Source organism: Pseudoalteromonas sp. 19-MNA-CIBAN-0066 (genome assembly GCF_040308705.1).
Lineage (GTDB): Bacteria > Pseudomonadota > Gammaproteobacteria > Enterobacterales > Alteromonadaceae > Pseudoalteromonas > Pseudoalteromonas nigrifaciens.
In genome coordinates this window covers 58,912-81,899 of the sequence record NZ_JBEONZ010000014.1, presented here as the reverse complement: position 1 = coordinate 81,899, position 22,988 = coordinate 58,912, and the positions used below count along the sequence as shown (strand labels likewise).

Annotated in this window: 22 protein-coding genes; 16 read left to right on the top strand and 6 right to left on the bottom strand. The window is 42.2% G+C overall.

Annotated elements, in window-relative coordinates; genetic code table 11:
- Positions 1-430 precede the first annotated feature (430 nt).
- The 4 genes from ltrA to AAEZ18_RS10190 all read left to right on the top strand — a co-directional run bounded on the left by ltrA (position 431) and on the right by AAEZ18_RS10190 (position 5,812).
- Complete coding sequence (gene ltrA / locus AAEZ18_RS10205; RefSeq protein ID WP_502935379.1) at positions 431-1,846, top strand: group II intron reverse transcriptase/maturase; 1,416 nt, start codon at positions 431-433, stop codon at positions 1,844-1,846.
- Between the two features lie 37 nt (positions 1,847-1,883).
- Positions 1,884-3,461 carry a cellulose biosynthesis protein BcsG gene (bcsG, locus tag AAEZ18_RS10200; RefSeq protein ID WP_350549649.1) on the top strand — a complete coding sequence of 526 codons (1,578 nt, stop codon included), beginning with the start codon at positions 1,884-1,886 and terminating at the stop codon, positions 3,459-3,461.
- A 129-nt stretch (positions 3,462-3,590) separates the two neighbouring features.
- On the top strand, positions 3,591-5,147 hold the full coding sequence (gene tyrR, locus AAEZ18_RS10195; protein WP_011328814.1) for a transcriptional regulator TyrR: 1,557 nt from the start codon (positions 3,591-3,593) through the stop codon (positions 5,145-5,147).
- 128 nt (positions 5,148-5,275) lie between these two features.
- A complete protein-coding gene (locus AAEZ18_RS10190; protein ID WP_179807456.1) occupies positions 5,276-5,812 on the top strand; it encodes a thioesterase family protein in 537 nt (178 codons plus the stop codon).
- A gap of 95 nt (positions 5,813-5,907) precedes the next feature.
- Here AAEZ18_RS10190 and AAEZ18_RS10185 read toward each other — a convergent pair whose 3' ends face one another.
- Positions 5,908-6,561 carry an OmpW/AlkL family protein gene (locus AAEZ18_RS10185; RefSeq protein ID WP_179807455.1) on the bottom strand — a complete coding sequence of 218 codons (654 nt, stop codon included), beginning with the start codon at positions 6,559-6,561 and terminating at the stop codon, positions 5,908-5,910.
- Between the two features lie 242 nt (positions 6,562-6,803).
- Between AAEZ18_RS10185 and AAEZ18_RS10180 the strand changes: the two genes are divergently transcribed.
- The 9 genes from AAEZ18_RS10180 (at position 6,804) to AAEZ18_RS10140 (ending at position 13,967) form a co-directional block, all read left to right on the top strand.
- Positions 6,804-8,222, top strand: coding sequence for an MATE family efflux transporter (locus tag AAEZ18_RS10180; RefSeq protein ID WP_011328811.1), 1,419 nt, complete (start codon positions 6,804-6,806; stop codon positions 8,220-8,222).
- Positions 8,223-8,272: 50 nt separating this feature from the next.
- Entirely contained in the window at positions 8,273-9,193 is a 921-nt protein-coding gene (locus tag AAEZ18_RS10175; RefSeq protein WP_179807454.1) for a 2-hydroxyacid dehydrogenase, read from the top strand.
- 459 nt (positions 9,194-9,652) lie between these two features.
- Positions 9,653-10,438 (top strand): SDR family oxidoreductase, encoded by a 786-nt coding sequence (locus tag AAEZ18_RS10170; RefSeq protein WP_058373853.1) that lies wholly within the window; start codon positions 9,653-9,655, stop codon positions 10,436-10,438.
- Between the two features lie 9 nt (positions 10,439-10,447).
- On the top strand, positions 10,448-10,909 hold the full coding sequence (locus AAEZ18_RS10165) for a MaoC family dehydratase (protein WP_179807452.1): 462 nt from the start codon (positions 10,448-10,450) through the stop codon (positions 10,907-10,909).
- 152 nt (positions 10,910-11,061) lie between these two features.
- Positions 11,062-11,640 (top strand): AraC family transcriptional regulator, encoded by a 579-nt coding sequence (locus AAEZ18_RS10160; protein ID WP_257025470.1) that lies wholly within the window; start codon positions 11,062-11,064, stop codon positions 11,638-11,640.
- A 26-nt stretch (positions 11,641-11,666) separates the two neighbouring features.
- Positions 11,667-12,077, top strand: a complete 411-nt coding sequence (locus AAEZ18_RS10155; RefSeq protein WP_257025469.1) for a helix-turn-helix transcriptional regulator — start codon at positions 11,667-11,669, stop codon at positions 12,075-12,077.
- Between the two features lie 130 nt (positions 12,078-12,207).
- Positions 12,208-12,810, top strand: a complete 603-nt coding sequence (locus AAEZ18_RS10150) for a class II aldolase/adducin family protein (protein WP_218910973.1) — start codon at positions 12,208-12,210, stop codon at positions 12,808-12,810.
- A gap of 26 nt (positions 12,811-12,836) precedes the next feature.
- The gene (locus tag AAEZ18_RS10145) at positions 12,837-12,977 is read left to right on the top strand and encodes a hypothetical protein (RefSeq protein ID WP_218910972.1); all 141 of its coding nucleotides are present in this window, start codon (positions 12,837-12,839) and stop codon (positions 12,975-12,977) included.
- A gap of 39 nt (positions 12,978-13,016) precedes the next feature.
- On the top strand, positions 13,017-13,967 hold the full coding sequence (locus AAEZ18_RS10140; protein ID WP_350594119.1) for a TauD/TfdA dioxygenase family protein: 951 nt from the start codon (positions 13,017-13,019) through the stop codon (positions 13,965-13,967).
- Positions 13,968-14,207: 240 nt separating this feature from the next.
- Here AAEZ18_RS10140 and AAEZ18_RS10135 read toward each other — a convergent pair whose 3' ends face one another.
- The 3 genes from AAEZ18_RS10135 to AAEZ18_RS10125 are packed head-to-tail and all read right to left on the bottom strand — an operon-like array spanning position 14,208 to position 17,547.
- Complete coding sequence (locus AAEZ18_RS10135) at positions 14,208-15,713, bottom strand: FAD-dependent oxidoreductase (RefSeq protein WP_179807450.1); 1,506 nt, start codon at positions 15,711-15,713, stop codon at positions 14,208-14,210.
- Between the two features lie 33 nt (positions 15,714-15,746).
- A complete protein-coding gene (locus AAEZ18_RS10130; protein ID WP_179807449.1) occupies positions 15,747-16,514 on the bottom strand; it encodes an SDR family oxidoreductase in 768 nt (255 codons plus the stop codon).
- A 49-nt stretch (positions 16,515-16,563) separates the two neighbouring features.
- Positions 16,564-17,547, bottom strand: coding sequence for an MFS transporter (locus tag AAEZ18_RS10125; protein ID WP_346010170.1), 984 nt, complete (start codon positions 17,545-17,547; stop codon positions 16,564-16,566).
- Between AAEZ18_RS10125 and AAEZ18_RS10120 the strand changes: the two genes are divergently transcribed.
- The 3 genes from AAEZ18_RS10120 to AAEZ18_RS10110 are packed head-to-tail and all read left to right on the top strand — an operon-like array spanning position 17,529 to position 20,550.
- Positions 17,529-18,152, top strand: coding sequence for an AMP-binding enzyme (locus AAEZ18_RS10120; protein ID WP_346010169.1), 624 nt, complete (start codon positions 17,529-17,531; stop codon positions 18,150-18,152). The two genes, AAEZ18_RS10125 and AAEZ18_RS10120, sit on opposite strands and share 19 nt — an antisense overlap.
- A gap of 21 nt (positions 18,153-18,173) precedes the next feature.
- Positions 18,174-19,331: an acyl-CoA dehydrogenase family protein gene (locus AAEZ18_RS10115; RefSeq protein WP_179807448.1), complete on the top strand. Its 1,158-nt coding sequence runs from the start codon at positions 18,174-18,176 to the stop codon at positions 19,329-19,331.
- A gap of 25 nt (positions 19,332-19,356) precedes the next feature.
- Positions 19,357-20,550 carry an acyl-CoA dehydrogenase family protein gene (locus AAEZ18_RS10110; RefSeq protein WP_179807447.1) on the top strand — a complete coding sequence of 398 codons (1,194 nt, stop codon included), beginning with the start codon at positions 19,357-19,359 and terminating at the stop codon, positions 20,548-20,550.
- Positions 20,551-20,755: 205 nt separating this feature from the next.
- On the opposite strand, the gene AAEZ18_RS10105 is transcribed toward AAEZ18_RS10110, so the two are convergent.
- Entirely contained in the window at positions 20,756-21,550 is a 795-nt protein-coding gene (locus AAEZ18_RS10105) for an SDR family oxidoreductase (RefSeq protein ID WP_350594116.1), read from the bottom strand.
- Between the two features lie 55 nt (positions 21,551-21,605).
- Positions 21,606-22,811, bottom strand: coding sequence for an acetyl-CoA C-acyltransferase (locus AAEZ18_RS10100; protein WP_350549614.1), 1,206 nt, complete (start codon positions 22,809-22,811; stop codon positions 21,606-21,608).
- Positions 22,812-22,988 lie beyond the last annotated feature (177 nt).

Genomic DNA, 22,988 nt, shown 5'->3' with positions numbered 1-22,988 from the left:
GACTAAGTATTGGACGGATGAAGTACATGAACCGATTAACCCGCATCTATGGGCTGAAACGTCGCCATTGCCTACACGAATTAACAGGCAATAATACTAAATGTATGAGTATTATTGCCGACTTGATAAATCACACGTAGGTATTTATCAATGGATAAACGCTAAATCACAATTCAGCGTTTAAGTATTATCACCTTACAGCACGATAAGGTTAAAGACTGCGATCGGCATCCACCCCAATATGTTCGAGTTCAGATAGGTAAACCGGGGAAGGTTTGTTTGAATGCTAAGGGAGCACGACCCCGATGACAAACAAGCTGGCGGAGCGTTCGTAGTAGTCTGAGATGGGGAAAGCCCATTACATGGCGAAGGGGCGCAGTTTAATTGATTTGCGCAAGCAAATTACCTGACCTTAATGAGGTGAAGACCTTTGATAATCAGCGAACTGCAACGTAAATTAGCAACATGGACAGCAACCGATAAAGCGCGTCGCGTTAATCGATTACTGCGCCTTATCAGTCACCCACAATGGCTTTGCCAAGCGGCTGAAGTAACGCTTTCTTCAAAAGGTGCCAAAACACCTGGCGTTGATGGAATAACTAAAATTCACTTACAGGATAAGCTGACTGATTACTTAGATGGGATCAGAAATGATTTACTCTCGGGTAATTATCAACCAATGCCTGCCAGACGAATTTATATTCCTAAAGCGAATGGAAAGCAACGCCCTTTAGGCATACCCACCTTAAGAGACAGAATAGTGCAACGTGCCATGCTCATGGCAATGGAGCCGATATGGGAAAATGATTTTCATTCACTATCCTATGGTTTTAGACCTGAACGCAGTGTCCATCACGCCATTAGAACTGTTAAGTTACAAATGACAGGCTCAAGTGAACCACGTGGGCGCTGGGTAATTGAAGGGGATTTATCAAGTTATTTTGATACAGTCCACCATCAATTACTGATGACATGTGTGCGTAAGCGTATCAATTGTCGACGATTTAATGAATTGCTCTGGCGGTTCATCAAAGCAGGACATATTGAACGTAATCTATTCTGTGCAACAAGCGAAGGCGTACCACAAGGTGGTGTCATTTCTCCATTATTGTCAAATATCATGCTCAACGAATTTGATCAGTATTTGGATAAATGCTACTTGAGCAAGAAAGCACGTAAAGATCGCTGGTACTGGAATCGTACAATCCAAGATAAGCGTACCATTGCACTAGAGGAAAATAGACAATGGAAACCTGGGGTTGCTTATTGTCGTTATGCCGATGACTTTCTTGTGATTGTCAAAGGTAACAAACAACAAGCAGAAGCCATTCGTGATCAGTGTCGAAATTTTCTTGAAGGTAAACTTAAACTCACACTTAACATGGAGAAAACCCATATTACGCATGTGAATGATGGATTTATCTTCCTTGGTCATAGGATCATAAGGAAACGTGGTCCTAAAGGGAATATGCGTGTGGTGTCTGGTATTCCACATGGTAAGGCTAAAGCATTTTCTCATTCCTTGAGCCAAGCTTTATCCAGTGATCACAGTTGTAGCAAGATAGACAAAGTTGAACAACTCAGCCGCAAGCTTAAAGGCTGGGCGCAATTTTATCGTCATACTGATTATACCGCTAAAGTTTACAGTAAAATTGATCGTATAGTTTTCTGGAAATTAGCAAAATGGCTAGCGCGGAAATATCGTTGCTCCGTTAAGTCATTAATGATGAAGTGGATAAAACGACCGACGCCAAATCAGGCCAAGACTTGGGTATTATTTGGTAAAAGCAATCGAGGTAATTTATGTAGCGCTTCACTAAGCTCACTTTTAAACACCAAGTTTTAGAGCCGTACATGTTTAAAAAAAATGAAAAGGACAAACCGTGAAGTTATCGGGTTTAGGTATTTGGAATCTCTATTTTTTAGTAAAGTTTGTACTTTTTTATTATGGTGCCATAAAATTTGATTTTTTAAGTAATGCTGCTTTAGCTGCCTTATTTGCACTTACCTTTAGTAATTCACAAGTAGATAAGCTAAAGCACTTTATTGGCGCGGTGTTTGCGATTGTATTGCTTTATAAAGATTCATGGTTACCTCCAATTGATAGATTAACCAAACAAGCGGGAAATATTCAAGATTTTAGTTTAGGTTATTTTGTTGAGTTGTTTGGCCGCATAGTTAATTACGATATGCTGTTGGGCTTATTTATTATTGTTATTTGTTTTTGGTATACCTCGCAGTGGATCCGCTTTACTACAGTAACAATAGCTGGATTAATTTTTATAGGTTACCAGGGGGCGTTAAAGCCAAATGATATGGCAGTGTCGGTGCAAAATGCGCCTAATCAAGAGCAAGAGTTTAGTAATACTGCTGTAGTTACCCAAAAGCTAGATTCAGCAGATCAGCAATTAAATGATTTTTATAAGCAGCAGAGCCAATTAGTTAGCTACTTTCCAGATGAGTATAACGGCACGCAATTTGACGTTGTTGTTTTAAATATATGCTCCCTAGCTATTGCAGACTTAAACGCTATAGGCGTTAGTTTAGATGATGTTTATAGTGATTTTGACATTGTGTTTTCTGATTTTAATTCAGCTACATCCTACAGTGGTCCTGCCGCTATTAGGTTACTGCGAGCAAGTTGTGGGCAAACAAGCCAACCAGCACTGTTTAATGATGCGCCAGAGCAATGTCACTTATTTAATAACCTAGAAAAGCTAGGATACGACAGTCATTTAGTTATGAATCATGATGGCCATTTTGACGGTTTTAAAGATTTAGTGAAAAAACAAGGTAAGCTAAATAGCCCACTATTTGACACCACATCATTACCTGTTGCGCAGTATAGCTTTGACAGTAAACCTATTTATTCAGACGAGGCGGTGCTAAATAGTTGGCTTGAAGAGCAAGGCGATAGCTGCGCACCATGCGCTATGTATTACAATACGATTAGCTTGCACGATGGCAATCAACTGGCTAATAGCAGGCGCATGAATAGTGATGAAAGTTATCCTGTTAGACAACAAAATTTATTTTCAGATATTAATCAGTTTATTAAAAACTTAGAAAAACGCGGCCGCAACGTGATGCTAATGTTAGTGCCAGAGCATGGCGCTGCACTGCAAGGCGACAAAGTACAATTTGCAGGGCTGCGCGAAATACCAAGCCCTTCAATAGTAACAGTGCCAGCGGCAATTAAGTTTATAGGTCCTGACTTGCCTCGTATGTCGCAAATAACAGTGGCAAATACAAGCAGCTACTTTGCTCTATCTGAGCTGATAACTAAGGTGATGAAGAGTAATTACTTTGCAGGGAAAAGTAATAATATGGCAGAATTAGTGAGCCAGTTACCCACTTCGCAAAAAGTAGCAGAAAACGCCGGAACAATAATGATGTATGTTAATAAACGTCCATATATTCAATTAGATGGCGGTGAGTGGACTTTATATCCCCGAGGGTGAGTTATTTTTTTATATTTAGCTCAAGCAAAAAAAATGCATATATGTCCAAATTTGTTTACATTAAACTATCCAGCTGATCAGAGTTAGCGTATTATTCAGCGCAAATAGTTTCCCCTTATTTGAGGCTGTATGCGTTTAGATATTCATTGTGCGGATCGAGTTGGTATTGCTCAAGAAATCCTTAATATTTTAGTTAACTATAATGTTGATTTAAAAGGGATTGAAGTCGACTCAGTTAATTGTCGTATGTATGTTAGCTTTCCTGAAATAGAATTTGAGCAGTTTCAAAAAATCATGCCATCAATTCGCTTAATTGATGGTGTGCATGATGTACGCACCACGGCATTTTTACCCTCAGAGCGTGAACATAACGAATTAAATACACTACTAAGAGCACTACCCGATGGCGTTATTTCAATAGATGCCAAAGGTTGGGTGCGTTTATGTAATGACGCAGCGTGCAAAGATTTACAACTAACAGAAAAAGAAGTTATTGGTGCCAATATTAATAACTTACTTAAAGGTTTTAATTTTACTCGCTGGCTTGAGGGTAAAGAAGTACTTGGCCAAACTACGCGCGTAGAAGTGGCAGGTGAAGATTTTATTGCGGATATTTTACCCATTGCTGTTCCGCAAAGTAACGAAGGCGATGTGTTAGCCGGGGCGGTAATAAATATTAAATCGCAAAGTCGCTTAGGCCAACAAGTAAGTGCTTTTAGACGCTATGGACAAGAGAGCTTTGCTACTATTCATAACTTTAGCACTGCAATGCGCCGAGTAGTGCGTGAAGCACGTAAAATGGCGCAGTTAGAAGCGCCTATTTTAATTACTGGCGAAACCGGTACTGGTAAAGAGTTGCTCGCACGTGCATGTCATTACGCTTCTAATCGCTCTGTTAAGCCTTTTATTGCTTTGTCGTGTGCTTCGTTACCCGATGATGTGGCCGAATCTGAATTATTTGGTTATGCCGGTTACGAAGAAAACGCCGCGCCAAAACGTGGCGTACTTGAACAAGCCGATGGCGGTACTGTATTTTTGGATGAAGTGGGCGAAATGTCTACTCAATTACAAACCAAGTTACTGCGCTTTTTACAAGATGGCACATTTAGAAAAGTAGGCGATGAAAACGAAGTAAAAGTTAATGTACGTATTGTTGCTGCCACTCAAAAAGACTTACCTGCTATGGTACAAGAGGGGGTTTTTAGGGAAGACTTATATTACCGTATTAACGTTTTAACGCTAGAAATAGCACCACTGAGAGATCGCAAAGCCGATGTGGGGCCGCTTGCTGAGCACTTTATTCAAAAGTACGCACAGCAAAATGGTCATGACGTGCCGTTGTTATCACAAGAGTGTTTAAGCTTTTTACAAGATTATCCGTGGCCGGGTAATGTGCGCCAATTAGAAAACGCAATTTACCGTGCTGTGTCTTTGTTAGATGACAGTGAATTACGCGTTGAGCATTTACAGCTCCCTACATTTACCCATGATTTAGGGTATTTAGAATCAGATTTTGAAGGCTCACTTGATCAAGCAGTTAAACGCTTTGAAGCTACGTTATTACGTAAGCTATATCCTGCTTATCCTAGCTCACGCCAACTAGCAAAGCGCCTTGGTTTAAGCCACACCGCGGTGGCAAACAAGTTACGTGATTATGGTATTAATCGTAAAACAGTAAAAGTTTAGTAACGCAAAGTAATAACTATAAGCTTAAACGTGCGCGGGTAGCTTATAGTTATTTACTTTAATAAAGTAAACTTTGGCTAAACGCGTGTGATACACTTAATTTAATTTTAACTGGTAAGACCTCTGCCGTGAACTTATACATTCGACTTATTTTATTGTTTTTTAAAATTAAACGTAACCATGACTATCAACACTTACTTGATACGGTAAATATTGATTACAAAGCCCTACCTACAGATTGCGATATAAACTTACATTTAACTAATTCACGTTACTTGGCTATGATGGATTTATCGCGCACTTGGATGACAGAGCGGGTGGGTTTATTAAAGCACATATTAAAACGTCGTTGGTTTCCAATTGTAAACGCGACTGCTATTACTTATATTCGCGATATAAAACCTATGCAGCGTTATACAATTAGCACCCGTTTAGTGGGCTGGGATCATAAGTACTTTTATATAGAGCAAAAATTTCACTCTCAGCGTGGCTTACACGCAATTGCTTATGTGCGCGGCGTATTTAAAAGTAAAAAGGGCATAATTAGCATTGAAGAAATGCTGGAAGTAGCTGACTTTAAAGGTGTAGCCCCTATTTTACCAAGTGAAGTAATGCACTGGAAAGAAATGTTAGAGCAGAAAAAAGTAACTAATTTACCACGATAATAATAGTTAACCTGAGCTCTGGTTAGTTATGAGTAATAATCAATAGTTGAAAAAAAAAGGCCTTACGGCCTTTTTAACACACATGCTTATTACTATTAAAAGCTGTATTTAACCCCAAACATCGCCACAATTGGGTCAATTTTAACGGTTGACGTTAATGCTTGAGCGCCATCGGCATAGACAGTTGCATCAGTTTCAATATCCATAATTGAAACCATAGCGTGTAGGCCCCATTTTTCATCTATTTTATAGTTAGCACCCACTTGCGCTACAAAGCCAAACGAATCATCAAGTTTAACTTCTACATCATCTGTTCCAAGTACTGTTTTTAGTGCTTGAGAAGGTTGCTCATCAAAGAAAGTTGTATAGTTAACACCTACACCAACAAAAGGGCGAAACGCGTAGCTTGAATCTAAAAAGTGATATTGCGCTACTAACGAAGGAGGTAAATGCTTAATATTAGCTATTTTATTGCCCGCTAAACCACCCGCGCCATTTATATCATGTGAAAACGGTGTAGCTGCAATTAACTCTAACACCCATTGCTCATTAAAAGCATAATCAACAGTAATACCTAACTGAGTATCTGAACCCGGATTAAGTCCTCGGGCAGAATCTTCGTTAATTGGTGAGCTAGTACTATCAGGGTTTACGTTTATAGCACCCACGTTTACGCTAAAGTTAGCGTGTGCAGCAGGAGAGAGTGCTAATAAAGAGGTGAGTAATGCAATGCTTAATTTAGTTTTCATGTTGTTCTCCAAGAACTACTTTGTGATTGCCGCTATTATTATTCATTAACACAAACAATAACTTGTTTTAGATCAAGGTTTCAGAAATGTTTGAAGTTAGCAAAATCATTTATTGATTTAGATTAAGTTTCTCCACAGTACATAACAAAAGCTATTGACTTATTTAGGTAATATTCAGAATAAAATCAGCCAAGTTTGTTAAACTTATCTTTATGTCTCCTTTTCAATATTAAGCAGGTTAAATGAACGCTACCCAGCAGCTGTTTCTTCATGGTTCAATTTCTAAAGCGCTGCTTAAGTTAGGTATTCCTATAATTTTAATCAATGTTTTACAGTCGGCGTATCAACTCACTGACGCTTTTTGGGTGGGGCGTTTAGGGGCTGCGCAAGTTGCTGCTGTGTCTATTAGTATGCCTGTTACTTTTTTAGTCATTGCCATAGGTGCAGGTTTGGCGATGGCGGGAGCTATTTTATCGGCACAATATATGGGAGCAGGGCAGCAAGACAAAGTAAATCATGTTGCCGCGCAAACTATGTTAATGGTGACGCTAACAGCCATAGTGCTGGGGGGCATAGGTTATATGCTATCGCCTTATTTTTTAACCCTTTTAGGGGTAGAAGACGCTGTTTATGGCGATGCACTTAAGTTTATGCATGTATCGTTTATTGGGGTTATTTTTGTATTTATTTATGCCATGTTCCAATCGTTAATGCGTGGTATTGGCCAAACAAAAGTACCGCTAATTATTGTGAGCGTGACCGTGTTGCTTAATTTTGTACTCGATCCGTTATTTATTTTTGGCTATGGCAGTTTTCAAGGCTTAGGGGTAATGGGAGCTGCACTGGCAACTTTAGTAACGCAGAGCTTAGCTGCACTTGCTGGGGTAATTATATTTTTACGCGGCCGTCATGGTATTCAATTACAGCTAAAAAGCTTTTACCCCGATTGGCAATATATAAAACAAGCCTTCTTTTTAGGCGCTCCGGGTTCAATTGAATTGTCGGCTCGTGCTTTTGGTTTAATTATCATGTCTTTTTTAGTGGCAAGTTTTGGCACGCAAACGATTGCATCTTACGGTGTTGGCTCCAATGTTTTACAAATGGTGATGATCCCAGCAATGGGTTTGTCGATGGCTGTGTCTACATTAGTGGGGCAAAATATGGGCGCAGGAAACCCCAAACGCGCTGCGCAAATAACTCAGCTTGCTAGTTTATGGGGCTTACTAGGCCTGTCGTTTGTGGGAGGGGTAGCCTATTATTTTGCCGAGCATTTAGTTGCATTTTTTATTCCCGATGATGGGGCTGTAATCGCTAAAGGCGCAAAATTTATTCGCATAATGTGTTTAACTTGGGGGGGAATTGGTGTACAACTTTGTGTCGTGGCTGCTTTTAGGGCATCTGGCAATATGCTTAATGCTATGTTAGTTGCCCTGTTATCACAGGGGGTTGTACAGTTTCCTGCGGCGTATATTTTATCTAAACATACGCAATTAGGAGATCACGGTATTTGGTATTCATTTGCCATTACCAACGTAGTTATTGCGCTTATTACCTATGCGTGGTTTGCTCAAGGTTCGTGGCAAAAAACTATTTTAACCAAAGAAGACAAAGACATAGCTAAAATTAGCCAAGAAGCTTTCATCGAAGAAGGCAGTCACTAAACATTGCGGTGGGGTTTGCTGCCGTATAATTAATTTTATAAGGAATAACTATGTCTGTTTTGGTTGCTATAGGGGATCGTGATAATTCTAAGCTGGTGTCGCAGTTACAAGCACGCTTACCTAATATACACATTGAGCAATATTCACAGTGTGAAGATTTCAGTAAAGTTGAGTTTGTATTAGCCTGGTATGCACCAAAAGAACTATGGGCACAATTACCTAATTTAAAAGTGGTGTCGTCGTTTGGTGCTGGGGTTGATAGCATTGATTTAGACTTGCTGCCAGAGCATGTTGAAGTGGTACGTATTGTTGATCAACAATTAGAAATTGATATGGCCGAGTATGTACTTACTCACGTATTGGCGCAAAAGCTACAATTAAAAGAATATTATCAAAAACAAGCTGCAACGCAATGGAAACCCAAGCGAGTATTAAGCTATAACAGAGTGGCTATTTTAGGCTTTGGTCAATTAGGTCGAGCCTGTGCGCAAAGACTCGTTGATAATGGCTTTAGCGTGAGCGCGTGGGCACAAAGCCATAAAGACGTGAATAACGTGACCATGTATTATGGAGAACATGGGCTAAACGAAATGCTGCCTAATACAGATTATTTAGTGTGCTTATTACCGCTGACCGAAAACACGGCCGGAATTATTAACAAAGATTTATTGGCTAAATTACCCGCCCATGCAGTATTAGTAAATGCGGCACGCGGCCAGCACGTAATAGAAGCTGATTTATTACAGGCACTTAATAGTGACCGTTTACGCGCCGCCACGCTTGATGCATTCGATCAAGAGCCATTACCAAGTGAGCATCCATATTGGCTGCATCCTAAAATAACCATAACACCACATTGCGCTGCATTATCAGATGTTAACTGCGTTATTGAACAAATTGAAGTGAGTATTCAATGCTTAACTAATGGCACACCACTTAAAAACCGGGTTGATAGAACCAAAGGCTATTAGCCACGAAGAAAATGATTTGGTAAACATCTTGTTAACAGGTGTAATTTTTATTATTGTATGAAACTTATTCTTACTAATAAAAATAATATCGAGAATACTATGAAGTCTAATCAGGGCGGCGTTAAATTAAGTTTAGTGGTTATATCTATTATAATTTTAGGAGTATCGGCATGGTTTAACCAAGCAAATGCTTGCGAGCTTGCGCTAATACTCTATTAAAACAAAACCTATGCTGAGTTTTTATCAAACCTAGCATAGGTTTTTTGCTATAAGCACTAAAATTATCTCCTTAATTAGTTATCTAATTTAAGTCCTCAGTATGCTGCTTGTTGTATCACACCACAATTTCATTCTTATATTGCTAATAGTTATCGGGTTAGTCCAGATTGACGATGATAGTTGCTCAGCGTCAGCCTTATGCTGGGTGCTAAATTAATAAGCACGACATCGGAGATAAGAATGACGACAGCACCTAAGTACGTAGAAGGGCATAACCTGTTACGCGGGAAATCGGTTTTAGTAACGGCCGCCGCAGGCGCGGGCATTGGCTTTTCAGCCGCATTACGTGCAGCCGAAGAAGGGTGCCGGGCATTAATGATATCTGACATTCATCCACGTCGTTTAGATGAAGCTGTAGCTAATATAAAAGCGCAAACAGGTTTGCAACAGGTATTTGGCCAATTGTGCGACGTAAGCCAAGAAGAACAGGTTCAGGTATTGATCAATGCAGCAGAGGATAAACTCGCAGGTGTTGATGTGCTTATTAATAATGCAGGACTAGGTGGTCAAACCGCTGTAGTAGATATGAGCGACGAGCAGTGGAGTAAGGTGATGGACATTACTCTTACCGGTACATTTCGTATGACCCGTGCAATGCTGCCATTTATGCAACAACGCAAGGCAGGTGTAATCATTAATAATGCTTCAGTATTGGGTTGGCGAGCACAAAAAGAGCAAGCACATTACGCCGCTGCTAAAGCCGGTGTTATGGCATTTACTCGCTGCTCGGCATTAGAAGCTGCTGAGCATGGAGTGCGAATTAACGCGGTATCGCCATCAATCGCTTTACATGAATTTCTTAAAAAAGCCTCAAGTGCCGACGTACTTGAGCAATTAGCCTCAAAAGAAGCCTTTGGTCGTGCTGCCGAAGTATGGGAAATCGCCAACGTGATGATGTTTTTAGCCAGCGATTACTCGTCTTACATGACGGGCGAAGTTGTGTCTGTTAGTTCACAGCGTGCTTAGGGGGGCAAAATGGCAAATAAAATAATTACTAGCAAAACGCAATTACTTGCTTCAACCGGACTTGATTTAGGCGTAAGCGACTGGATTGCAGTAGAGCAAAGCCGTATTGATATGTTTGCCGAGGCAACGGGAGATCATCAATGGATCCATGTCGATCCCATTAAGGCTGCAGAAGGCCCATTTGGCGCATGTATTGCGCATGGTTATTTAACCCTGTCATTAGTTAATTATTTTTTACCTCAGTTGGTAGATGTGCAAAATATAAGCATGGGAGTTAATTACGGCTGCGATAAAGTACGCTTTCCTAATGTGGTTACAGCGGGCAGTAAAGTACGCGGCACAGGGCAAATAATTAGTGTGGAAGAAGTTAAAGGCAGTGTGCAAGTGATCACGCGAGTAACCATTGAAGTGGCAGAGCAACAAAGGCCAGCCTGCGTGGTAGATACCATTAGCCGTTACTCGTTTGTCTAAATGTTTTGGTTAAGCACGACTAAAGCATAACACTTAAACAGCTAGCGGTTATGTTACAAATAATAGTATTAAATTGCTTAATATAAGAGTGCAATTTAAGAATAACGGTTATTGATAAAAGGTTGGATTTAATTACACAAACGAGGGGTAACATGGTCAATACTGATACGCGTTATATTATTTGGTTGCTGGATTTTTTATCTAGCTTGGGAATGGATACCAACACCATTGCTGCCAACAATGGTATCAGTCGCAGTGAGCTCCACAAACCTAATGTGCTCATTAATGCTAAACAGCATCGAGGTTTACTAACTGATGCACAGCAGTGTTATGAGGGCAGCGATCTTGGACTCATATTAGGTTTAAAACGCTCTATTGCTACCCACGACCAACTTGCATATTTAATGATGAGCAGCGCGACGCTGCGCGATGCCAGCCATATTGGGCTTAAATATCAAAATTACTCAGGCCGCTTTTCTGGTAATTTAGTAGTGACCTCCTTTAGTGAAATTCAAGCCGAAGGCTGTTATCAAATTGACGCTAAAGCTGAGCTGGGTGAATTGCGTGTATTAGCAATAGAAGATTTACTTGCCAATATAGTCACGACTTGTCGTTGGGTGCTTGGTCAAGCATTGCCTATTACTAAACTACGTTGTAATTATCCGGCGCCAGTTCATGCTGAGTGTTACCAAGCCATTTTTAATTGCCCCGTCGAATTTGATGCCCAGTAACCCAGCTATTTTTTGATGCTGCGATTTTGGATCAACCACTCCCGCAGTCGAGCCCAGAAAGTGTCAACTTTTATAAAAAACTGTGCGAAGAAAAAAGCATTACTCGAAATCATGGCGACATAGCATGGCGCTTGTCGCAAATTATTGTTGAAGATCCTGCCAGTCCTCCATCGCTGCACGATGCAGCACTAAAGCTGCATTGTAGTTGCCGTACCTTGAGCCGTAAGTTATTGGCGCAAGGTTGGCGCTATCAACAATTAATCGATCAAGTACGAGAGATACATGCGCGGCGACATTTGAGCGATCCTACGTTATCAATCACTCGCATTGGTCAGCAACTTGGGTATGCCGATAGTTCGGGGTTTCATCGCGCTTTTAAAAAATGGACTGGGTTGTCGCCAAGTGCTTTTCGCCATGCGTTATTTGCGGTGCGCTAATCGCTAGTTAATGGCTAGATCGGATAACAACTTGGCGCAATGAGACAAGCTTTATTAACCACTCAGACCTATTATTTTAACCATGATTTAACATGTTTATTTTGCACAGCAACAGGAAGGTATAATAATAATGAAAAAATATGATGGCCTTAATCAATCAATGCTAGAGCGCTTTGCAACTCGTCCGGGTCGCAAAGAATTATTACCAGAGTTAAGCGAAAAAGCGCAAGTTGCGCTTATGTGTCGCATGCTTATTCGTGAAGGATGGGATGAGCATATTGCAGGGCATGTTACTTACCGATTAGAAAACGGTAATATTTTAACTAATCCATGGGAGCTCGCTTGGGGGGAGTTAACCGCCAGCGATATCGTTACGCTAGACCCAAAGGGGAATGTGCTTGATAGTGATTGGAATGTGACCCCAGCGATAGGTTTGCATTTACAGCTGCACGCAATGCGACCTGATGTACATGTTGTTATTCACAATCATCCGCATTGGAGTGGTATTTGGGCTTGTATGCAAAAAGTGCCGCCAGTATACGACCAAGCAAGTGCTTATTGTGGTGTTGAATTACCACTTTATGATGAATATGAAGGCACCTTTGAAAACGAAGCAACTAGCTTATCAGCAGTTGAAGCGCTCGGTGATGCTAAGTGGGCATTACTGGCAAACCACGGCTCGTTAGTGGTGGGTAAAAATCTGCGCCAAGCACACCTAGAGCAATTACTTTAGAGTGGCGCAGTAAACGCGCGTATGAAGTGGAATTAGCAGGTGGCGGGCGACCATTAAGTGATGAAGAAGTTAAAAAAGTGTCTATTGCTGACGACAACGGTTTCCCTTTTGTTTGGGAAGCAATGGCGCGCAAAGAATTACGCCTAGATCCAGGTTTAGTCGACTAAATTTGTCGGATTCACTTAGCTAAGTAGAAGGAATAAAAAATGAAGCTTACAGTAACTCCGCTTGATAATGTTGGCGTAGAAGTGTCGGGTTTCGATATTAACGAGCCACTTACCGATGAAATAAAAGCTGAACTAAAAGCACTATGGTACGAACACGCTATTTTAGTGTTTCGTGATCAGGATATTAGCCCTGAAAAGCAAATTGAGTTTAGTCGCATTTTTGGCCCGTTAGAATTACATCCGTTAAAAGTTACCACCAGTGATAAATATCCAGAGTTATTTGTGCTACAAAATGGTGGCCCTATGGATAAGTTTCAAACTGCTTTTTATAAAGGCGAAGAAATTGTGGGTCGGTTAGATTGGCACATGGATTTGCATTATACAGCGCGTCCAAATCATGGTGCACTGTTGCGCGCTGTGGTGGTGGTGGTGGTGGCAGCAGAAGATGGCATGACCGGTTTTGGCGATTTAGCAAAAGCGTACGATGCACTCGACGACGACACTAAAGCTTTAATTGAACAGCTAGAAGTGGTTTACAGCTTTAGTATGCAGCGCCGCCATATGCGCTACGTTAACTTAGACGGTTATGAGCCTGGCCCTAACAGCCCAACAAAACCAACCGACATTGGCTTTCCTGACTTTTCAGACGCTGCTTACCCTATGGTAGTTACACACCCGATCAGTGGCCGTAAAGTACTTGAGGTGGTAGAGCAGTTTTTAGATAGAGTTGTTACTCCACAGCAATTTGGTTTATCGAATGATGAATCTATAGAGCTACTTGAGCGATTTGTTGCGCATGTACAAAAGCCGGAATTTACTTACTTTCATAAATGGCGCGAAGGCGACATGGTACTGTGGGATAACTGGCGTGCAATGCACTGCAATGCACTGCAATGCACTACCGGCACTAAGCCTGGGATCAATCGCGTTATTAACCGCACCACCATTGAGGGCGATATAACGCTTGGCCGTGTGTTAAAAACAGAATAACTTTACATCTATTGCAGCAGCTTAAATTAACCAGCTGCTGCTTTTTTATATCTTTCATTAATACTTACCAGCCTCTACACGACATTTCAATCTGCTAATTTTTAATCTATAGCATGCACTTAATATACTTGCGTTTAATACGCAGATTTATTACCTAAGCAGAATAAGTAAGTTAAACCGTTACGCTGTTTGCTATAACGGTTGTTAAATTAAGTGCTAGGGCGTGTTTATTTTTCGAGGTTAAATTGGCAGGTGCTTAGCGGCGCTGCGCCCAGCGAGCCTGCCAAAAAAAGTGGCATCTCCAACCGACATACCACTGGCATATCCCTTGGCTGTACGTGGTAATCCCGCGGTGGCTCGACCAGCAGCATAAAGCCCACTTATTATTTCATTGTCTAAATTAACCACTTCACCCGTAGTGAGTGTTTTTAGCCCACCAAGCGTAAATATGAGCGGGCCTTTGGTGCCGGGCATAATTACAGCAGTCATTTCACTTGCAGAGTATTCTAATAAGGCAAAAGGGGGCTTGTTTAACGGTTTTAGCCACTCGGCGGTTTTATGAAATAGTGGGTCTTGTTTATTACTGGCGTGCTGATTAAAGTAGCTAACAGTTTGCTCAAGCATACCGGCCGGGAAGGGCGCTTCACTGGCAACTTCTGCTATGCTATCGCCAGTGGCAACAATGGCTGCACGTTGTAAATAATGCGACGCCTCAAAATCCTCTTCTTGTACTAACAAATAAAACTTTTGCTCAGCTTGTTGGCAAGAATAATGCTCCAATCTGGCTAAATACGCATCTTCATTTATATAACGCTGACCGTGTTTATTTAGTAAAATACCGTAGGTTAGCTTTGCTGGTGGATAGAGCGGAAACGACATAAAAGCCTGTTCCATATTAATTGTTTGCCCGCCGACTGCTTGGCCTAATTGAATACCATCCCCCATATCGAAGGTGTTGCCATAAGGTACGCAATACTCAAGTAGATCAGGCATGTATTGACGTGTCATGGTGTCGTTCATTACAAAGCCACCGGTGGCTAATACCACACCACGAGTTGCACGAATCGCAATTTCTCGGTTGTCGCGCTTAGCAATTACGCCGCAAACACGATTGTTTTTATCTACTAATAAAGCAATAGCGCGACAATCATTAATTACCTCAGCGCCCGCGCCTGCGATGCGCTGCATTATGGCATCCATAAATATTTTACCGCCTTCGTCGCCCACTTTAGAGGGCACGTGACCGCGTGGAACGGGCTTAGCAATGGTATTAAAAGGGTGAGCTTTTTCATTACCGGTAAATAATAACGACTCATCACTGAGTGGCACTACTGTACGCTCTAAAAAGGCTGCGCGTTTATAAGGTACACCAAGGGATTCAACCCAATCAAAATGTCCTGCAGCGCCTTGTGCATAACAACGCATCTTATCTTCATCGCCATACGGGCCAAGTGCTTCGCGTAAATAAGCCAGCATGTTTTCGGTGCTATCTTCTAAACCTAACTCTTTTTGTAATGCAGTGCCGCCACTGCCGCCTAAATACATTTCACAGCTTGATAATGCAGTCGAGCCACCCCCAGCACTGGCACGTTCTAAAATAGTAACCTTAGCACCTAAGGTTACAGCTTCTAGTGCGGCGGCGGCTCCTGCGCCGCCATAACCGCACACGAGTACGTCGGTGCTAATATCAAAGTGGCTAATCGATTCAAAAGCGCGAACTTTGTGTGTGCTTAGTATTGGGTTCATGTTATATCCTTATAAGTATTTAATATTTAGTGTTTAAAACTTGCCATTGCGCATCATGGCGTCCATACCACCATCTACATAAATAATGCTGCCATGCACAAAAGAGGCTTGGGCTGATTGTAAAAAACTGACCGCATCGGCAATTTCACTTGGCTGGCCATTGCGACCAATAGGCGCAACAAAGTTACGTACGGCTTCGCCAAAACGTGGATCTTGCTTAGAGGCTTCGTGCAATGGAGTTTCAATTGCACCAGGCGCAACTAGGTTAATACGCACGCCGGTACTCCCCGTTTTAACGGCTAAACGACGACAATGCACAGTGAGTGCATATTTAGACGCAGAATAGGCTATTTGTGGTTGGCCAAGCTCATCTGCCAGTGCGCGAGCGGCTGGCTCGTCATTGTTGAGCATTAACTCAATAATAGGGTGTGGATCTGCCACTTGTTGACTAGCGGCCACTGAGCCAATAACGGTAATAGCTGGCTGCTCACCTTTAGCGAGTGCAGGTTGAAGTAATTCAATTAACTCGGTTGAGCCAAAATAATTAACCGAAACCACTAAACTGCTACTTGGTGCGGTAACGCCAAGGCCCGCACAACAAACCAGGCCATCTAGTTTACCATTGGCTAATTTGATAACTTGCTCTGCGGCATTAGCGCGACCTTCAGGGGATGATAAATCGGCATTAACTTCGGCTTGATGGCGGTCTATGCCGATCACAGTATGACCTGCTGCGCGTAGTTTTTCACAAACGGCGGCGCCAATCCCTGATGCTGAACCTGTAACTGCGGTAACTGACATAATAAACTCCTAGCATTATTGGTTAATAGTAATTAAAACAAAGTTTAATTTACTGAATGGGTTTTATGAGTTGTTTTGCTTGATAAGATTTTAATTTAAACAGTAAAAATACCGATATTAATGTTGTACTCGTACTAATAAGTAAAGCATAACGTAAGGATTCAACACCGGCCTCCTCGCTAAATACTTCACTAAGCACGCCCACCAACATAGGCCCAACACCTATGCCTAAAAAAGTAATCAGCACGGTTTGCATTGAAATAGCCAATGCTCGCTGAGTGCCCGGTACAATTGAAGTGAGTAATGTGAGACAAGGGCTAACCCACCATACAGAAAAGAAACTCGCTAAGGTGCAAAACAGCATAGCAAATGGAATACCGGCAAAAAATAGGTCATCGCCTAAGCCTTTAGGCCATAAAAAATATATAACAATAAATACCCACCCCAGTATATGGCCTAGTATAGGTAGCCATAAAACACCTTTTCGTCTGGCGATTCTATCAGCCAAATAGCCACTAGAAAGAATTCCAATCGCTGCCGCACCGCCGCCAAAAAAGCCTGCCATCATGCCGGCTTGGCTCAGTGTTAAGTCGTGGCTGCGTACTAAAAAAGTGGCATTCCACATGCCAAACGCATTTGCGCCTAACGTTGCAATGGCGCTTGAGCAAACTAATAGTCGATAATCTTTGCGCTTTAACAATGCTTTTGTTGATGCTCTAAAACCTGTGGTTAGTGCAGGCTGCAGCGGTGAAGTTGGAGAGCTAATGGCATCATCGTATTGACCGCGTTTAGGTTCGGGTATCACAAAAAATAGCAAAAAAGAAATAAACAAAGCGGGAGTAGAGATAATAAAAAAGGTTTCTCGCCATCCATACAGCTCTACCCAATATGCACCTAAGGTAAGCGCAATAATGGCGGCAAAGGTAGCGCCAGAGGTAAAACAACTAATCGCAAATGAGCGTCGCTCAACCGGGTAACTGTCCGAAAGTAACGATAAAGAGGCCGAAGTAACCGGTGCTTCAGCTACTGCCACCAACATACGCATTATTAGCAAGTATTTGTGGCATTGATACCGACGTTGCCACCATCGCTAGTACCAGTGGCCGTGCAATTGAAGGCACCGAAATAGCAATAATGTCTGAGCAGGGTGAAATACTCGGTGCTAATGAAACTGGCGAAATTTGTATTCGTGGTTTTCATGTAATGAAAGGGTATTTTGAGCAACCACAAGCAACCGCCGAAACCATAGATAAAGACAATTGGCTGCACACCGGCGATGTTGGGCATTTAGATAAAAATGGCTATTTAAGCATTACCGACAGACTAAAAGATATGTACATTTCGGGCGGATTTAATTGTTATCCGGCAGAAATAGAGGCAGTACTTATTGAGCACAGCGCTATTGCACAAGTTGCAGTGGTAGGAATTAAAGATGAGCGCATGGGAGAAGTTGGCTGTGCATTTATTACTTTAAAATCATCAGCAGAACTTGATGAGGCAACGTTAATGACTTGGTGTCGTGAGCGCATGGCAAATTATCGAGTACCCAGAAAAATCAAAATAATTGACGCAATGCCAGTAAATGCTTCTAACAAAGTAGTTAAAGCAGAACTGATAAAGCATTTTTTGCAACAGTAAAATTTTAGAAGGAGCAAACATTTGGAATTTTCATTTACCGAAGAGCAGAAAATGATCCGCGATACTGCGCAAGCCTTCTTAGCTGAAGTATCGTCATCGAATGCAATACGCAGCGCAATGGACACTGAGCAAGGCTTTGATCCACAAATATGGCAACGTATTTGCGAAGAAATGTACTGGCAGGCAATTCATATACCGGAAGAATATGGCGGCATGGGACTAGGCTATGTAGATTTGGTGGTTATGCTGGAGCAAATGGGACGTTATTTATTATGTTCGCCGTTTTTTTCAACCGTGTGTTTAGCCAGTAATGCCTTAATAGTTGCCGGCACTGATGAGCAAAAGCAACAATATTTAACGCAAATATGTGAAGGTAGTTTAACCGCTACGCTTGCCTATACCAGTAAAAATGGCCAGTGGGACGCAACAGCAGTGCAAGGCATTGTAACTGCACAGGGCGATGATTATTTACTTAATGGCACATATCGTTATGTACTAGATGGCCACACGGCGCAATTATTAATAGTTGCCGCACGTAGTGAAGGCAGTGAGGGCGAGCAAGGAATAAGTTTATTTGCAATAGACTCGGACACCCCTGGAGTAAAGCGCACTTGGTTGCCAACTATGGATCAAACACGTAAACAGGCAGAAATAGTGTTTGATAATGTGCGAGTGAGCAGCAGCCAATTAATGGGCGAGGAAAATAATGCTTGGCCACAGCTAAATAAAGTATTGCAACTAGCTGCTATAGCCATTGCAGCAGAGCAAGTAGGTTGCTCGCAACAAGTATTAGATTTAACTGTAGAGTACACCAAAGAGCGAGTGCAGTTTGGTAGGCCTATAGCGGGTTTTCAAGCAGTTAAACACCAAGCGGCAGATATGATGCTGCGTACCGAGGTGGCGCGCTCAGCCGTTTATTACGCTGCGTGCGTAGCAGAGGAGGCGCTCAGTGGTGGTTTGTTGGCCGATGAGTTAGGCGAAGCAGCCAGCGTAGCTAAGTCGTATTGCTCAGAAGGCTACTTTAAAAATGCCGGAGATGCGCTGCAACTTCATGGTGGAGTAGGGTTTACCTGGGAATATGACGTGCACTTATATTTTAAACGAGCTAAATCGTCTGAGTTATTTTTAGGTGATGCAGCTTATCATCGTGAACACGTCGCAACATTGTTATTAGATTAAACGGCTGCTAAAAAAGGTAAAACAGATGAAATTAAGTTTTAGTGATGAAGACGAAAAATTTCGCGCCGAAGTGGCACTTTGGCTCTTTGAGAATTTAGTGGGTGAATTTGAGCAGCTTAAATTTCGCGGTGGCCCTGGGGATGAGCATATGTTTCCTCTGGAGCGTAAAAAGTGGGAACAAAAGCTCGCGCAAGGAGGTTGGACCTGCATTGGTTGGCCTAAAGAATATGGTGGCCGAGGGTGCTCTATTGAGCAGCAAGTTATTTTTAATGAAGAATATGCTCGCGCGGGTGCACCGGGTCGTGTTGGGCATATAGGTGAAGGGCTTGCTGGGCCAACGTTAATTGCCTTTGGTAGTGAAGCGCAAAAACAAAAATACTTGCCAGGCATTGCAGCCGGAACCGCACTTTGGTGCCAAGGTTATTCTGAGCCTAGTGCAGGCTCAGACTTAGCTAATGTTAATACCAAGGCACATTTTGACGAAGCCAAAGGTAAGTGGATTATTAGCGGGCAAAAAGTGTGGACATCGCTTGCGCATGAATCTGATTATATTTTTGTTATAGCGCGTACTAACCCAAATTCTAGCGCTCACAAAGGGCTAGGCTTTTTCTTAATGAAAATGGATCAGCCAGGTATTGAAGTGCGTGGCATAAGGCAACTTACCGGCACCTCTGAGTTTAATGAGGTATTTTTTGATCAAGCCGAATGTGATGCCGACGATATTGTAGGGCAACCAGGTGAAGGCTGGGCTATTGCTATGGGTTTACTTAATTTTGAGCGTGGCGTGTCGACCTTAGGTCAGCAAATGCAGTTTCAAAATGAGCTTAATCAAATTATTGATATAGCCAAAGCCAATGGTAAAAGCCAAAATCCAACTATTCGCCAACGCATTGCTGACGCTCATATAGGGCTTAAAATAATGCGCTACAACAGTATGCGTATGCTCTCAGATACAGGTGATGGCGGCTTACAAAAAGAAGCGCTGATCTATAAATTATTTTGGGCAACATGGCACCGTGATTTAGGCGAACTGGCAATGGATGTACTTGGCCCCGAAGCCGAAATACTAGAGTCAGGCCCTTATACATTAACCCGTTTACAGGCTATGTATTTGTTTGTTCGCTCAGATACCATTTATGGTGGCACTAACGAAATACAACGTAACATTATTGCTGAACGTGGCTTAGGTATGCCCAAAGAGCCTAAAATAACCGCATAAAATAATTGTATTACTTAACCTGATGTAACGGATAAAAAATCGCTTAACCAGCACATCAGGTTACTTATTTTATTGCTCATTACGACTGGGCTGGTGGGGTTATTTTTAGCGAAGGCTGTGAGTTCAAAAATTAACTAAAGAGTAAGAAGGGCTGTAAAGCTAAGCCCGCTTAATCAGCGGGCTTTATTTGAATACAGTAAGGACGTTAAAAACTACTGCGAGGCATAGGCATTGGTGCGTCGGTTAGTCCCCCATTAACACCAAAAATTTCACCAGTGATATAGCCCGCCGCGGGCGAGGCTAAAAATAGCGCACAAGCCGCTACATCTTCAGGCTGACCTAAGCGATTCATAGGTGTACGTTTAACAATAGCCTGCTCCATTTCATCATTCATTACGCCTTTAAGTGCTTCGGTAAGGGTTGAGCCTACGCTAATTGCATTAACGCGCACTTTAGGTGCAAAATCTTGCGCTAAATTAAGCGTCATAAAATTTAATGCCGCTTTGGCGATGCCGTAACTAATAAAGCCGGGCTGAGCTAACTGCCCAGCTACCGATGAAATATTAATAATACTGCCTTGGCCACTGGTATTTACCATGTGCGGGGCACTAATACGTGACAAATCAAACGCGGTAGCGGTATTGAGCTTAAAGCAATTTTCTAACTCTGCTGCGCTGCTGCTAAGTGTAGGCTTAATTGCGCCTGAGCCACCGACGTTATTGACTAAAATATCGAGTCGGCCAAAATGCTCAATTGTTTTATCAACTAATGACTGTCGTTGTTGCTCATCAAGTACATCGCACGCAACGACTAAAGTGCGGCTGCCGCGTTGGCGTATTTGCGCTGCTGTTTGTTCAATATCTTCGATGGTTCTGGCAGTGACTACAATATCGGCACCCGCATCGGCTAATGCCAGTGCTATGGCAGCACCTATGCCACGCCCTGAGCCGGTAACAATAGCGACTTGGCCATCGAGGCGAAATCTATCGAGTATAGACATTAATATCTCCTTACTTAAATTAGACTAACATGTTGCTGTGCAAATTAAGGTTGCCTTACAGGCATACCTCAAATAAACCCGCAGCACCCATGCCACCGCCAATACACATGCTCACCACAACATATTTAACACCGCGACGCTTGCCTTCAATAAGGGCATGGCCCACCATACGCGCACCACTCATACCAAAGGGGTGGCCAATGGCGATAGCGCCGCCATTAACGTTAAGTTTATTGTTATCAATACCTAGGTAGTCGCGCGAATAAATAAGCTGACACGCAAACGCTTCGTTAATTTCCCACAAACCAATATCATCAATTGATAAACCATGTTGTTTTAATAGCTTAGGAATAGCATATACAGGGCCAATACCCATTTCATCGGGCTCGCAACCTGCAACCGCCATACCACGAAACACACCCATTGGCGCTAAGCCTTTTCGTGTCGCTAATTGTGAGTCCATTACCACGCAGGCTGATGCGCCATCAGATAACTGACTTGCATTACCTGCTGTAATAAATTCACCTTGTGAAATAACGCGACCATCTTTCCACACCGGTTCTAAGCTTTGTAGGCTCTCAAGAGTTGTAGAAGGGCGGTTGCCTTCATCTTTAGCTAGTAATACGTCCTCAAAGGTCACTTCTTTGGTTTCGCGGTTAAATACTGATTTAGTAGATGCCATTGGCACAATTTCGTCATCAAACAGGTTGTTTTTTTGCGCCGCAGCAATACGCAGTTGCGACTGTAAGCTGTACTCATCTTGCGCTAAACGTGAAATGTTGTAGCGCTTAGCAACCACTTCTGCCGTTTCGATCATCTGCATATAGGCATGCTCTGAATGCGACAGTACTTTTTTTGAAATATTACGATAAGTATTTTTGTGTTTGTTTTGCACCATAGAAATAGATTCAACGCCACCGGCAACCACAATATCCATTGAACCAAGCATAATATTTTGCGCCGCAAAACCTATACTCATTAATCCAGATGAACACTGACGGTCAAGAGTCATACCCGGCACGCTATTAGGTAGGCCTGCAGCGGTCGCTGTTAAACGGCCCAAGTTATAGCCTTGAGTACCTTGCTGGGCTGCACAACCAATGATCACATCATCAACCTCAGCACCATCAATACCCGCGCGTTTAACGGCTTGCTCAACTGCATGACCTGATAATGCAGGCGCTTCGGTATCGTTAAAGGCACCACGAAAGGCTTTGCCCATAGGCGTTCTGGCGGTAGAAACTATAACTGCTTCGCGCATGATTATTCCTTTTTTATTTTGAAGTGCAAAGGCACTCTTACGGTTAAATTTTAGCTAGGTAATAATGCTGAGTTGCTGCAATAACACGTGTGTATTGGTTAAATTAGTCAGATTAATTGCAATTATTACCACGGGTAAAAATAGAGTTTTCCATATCTACATTAACCCTTATCGCGT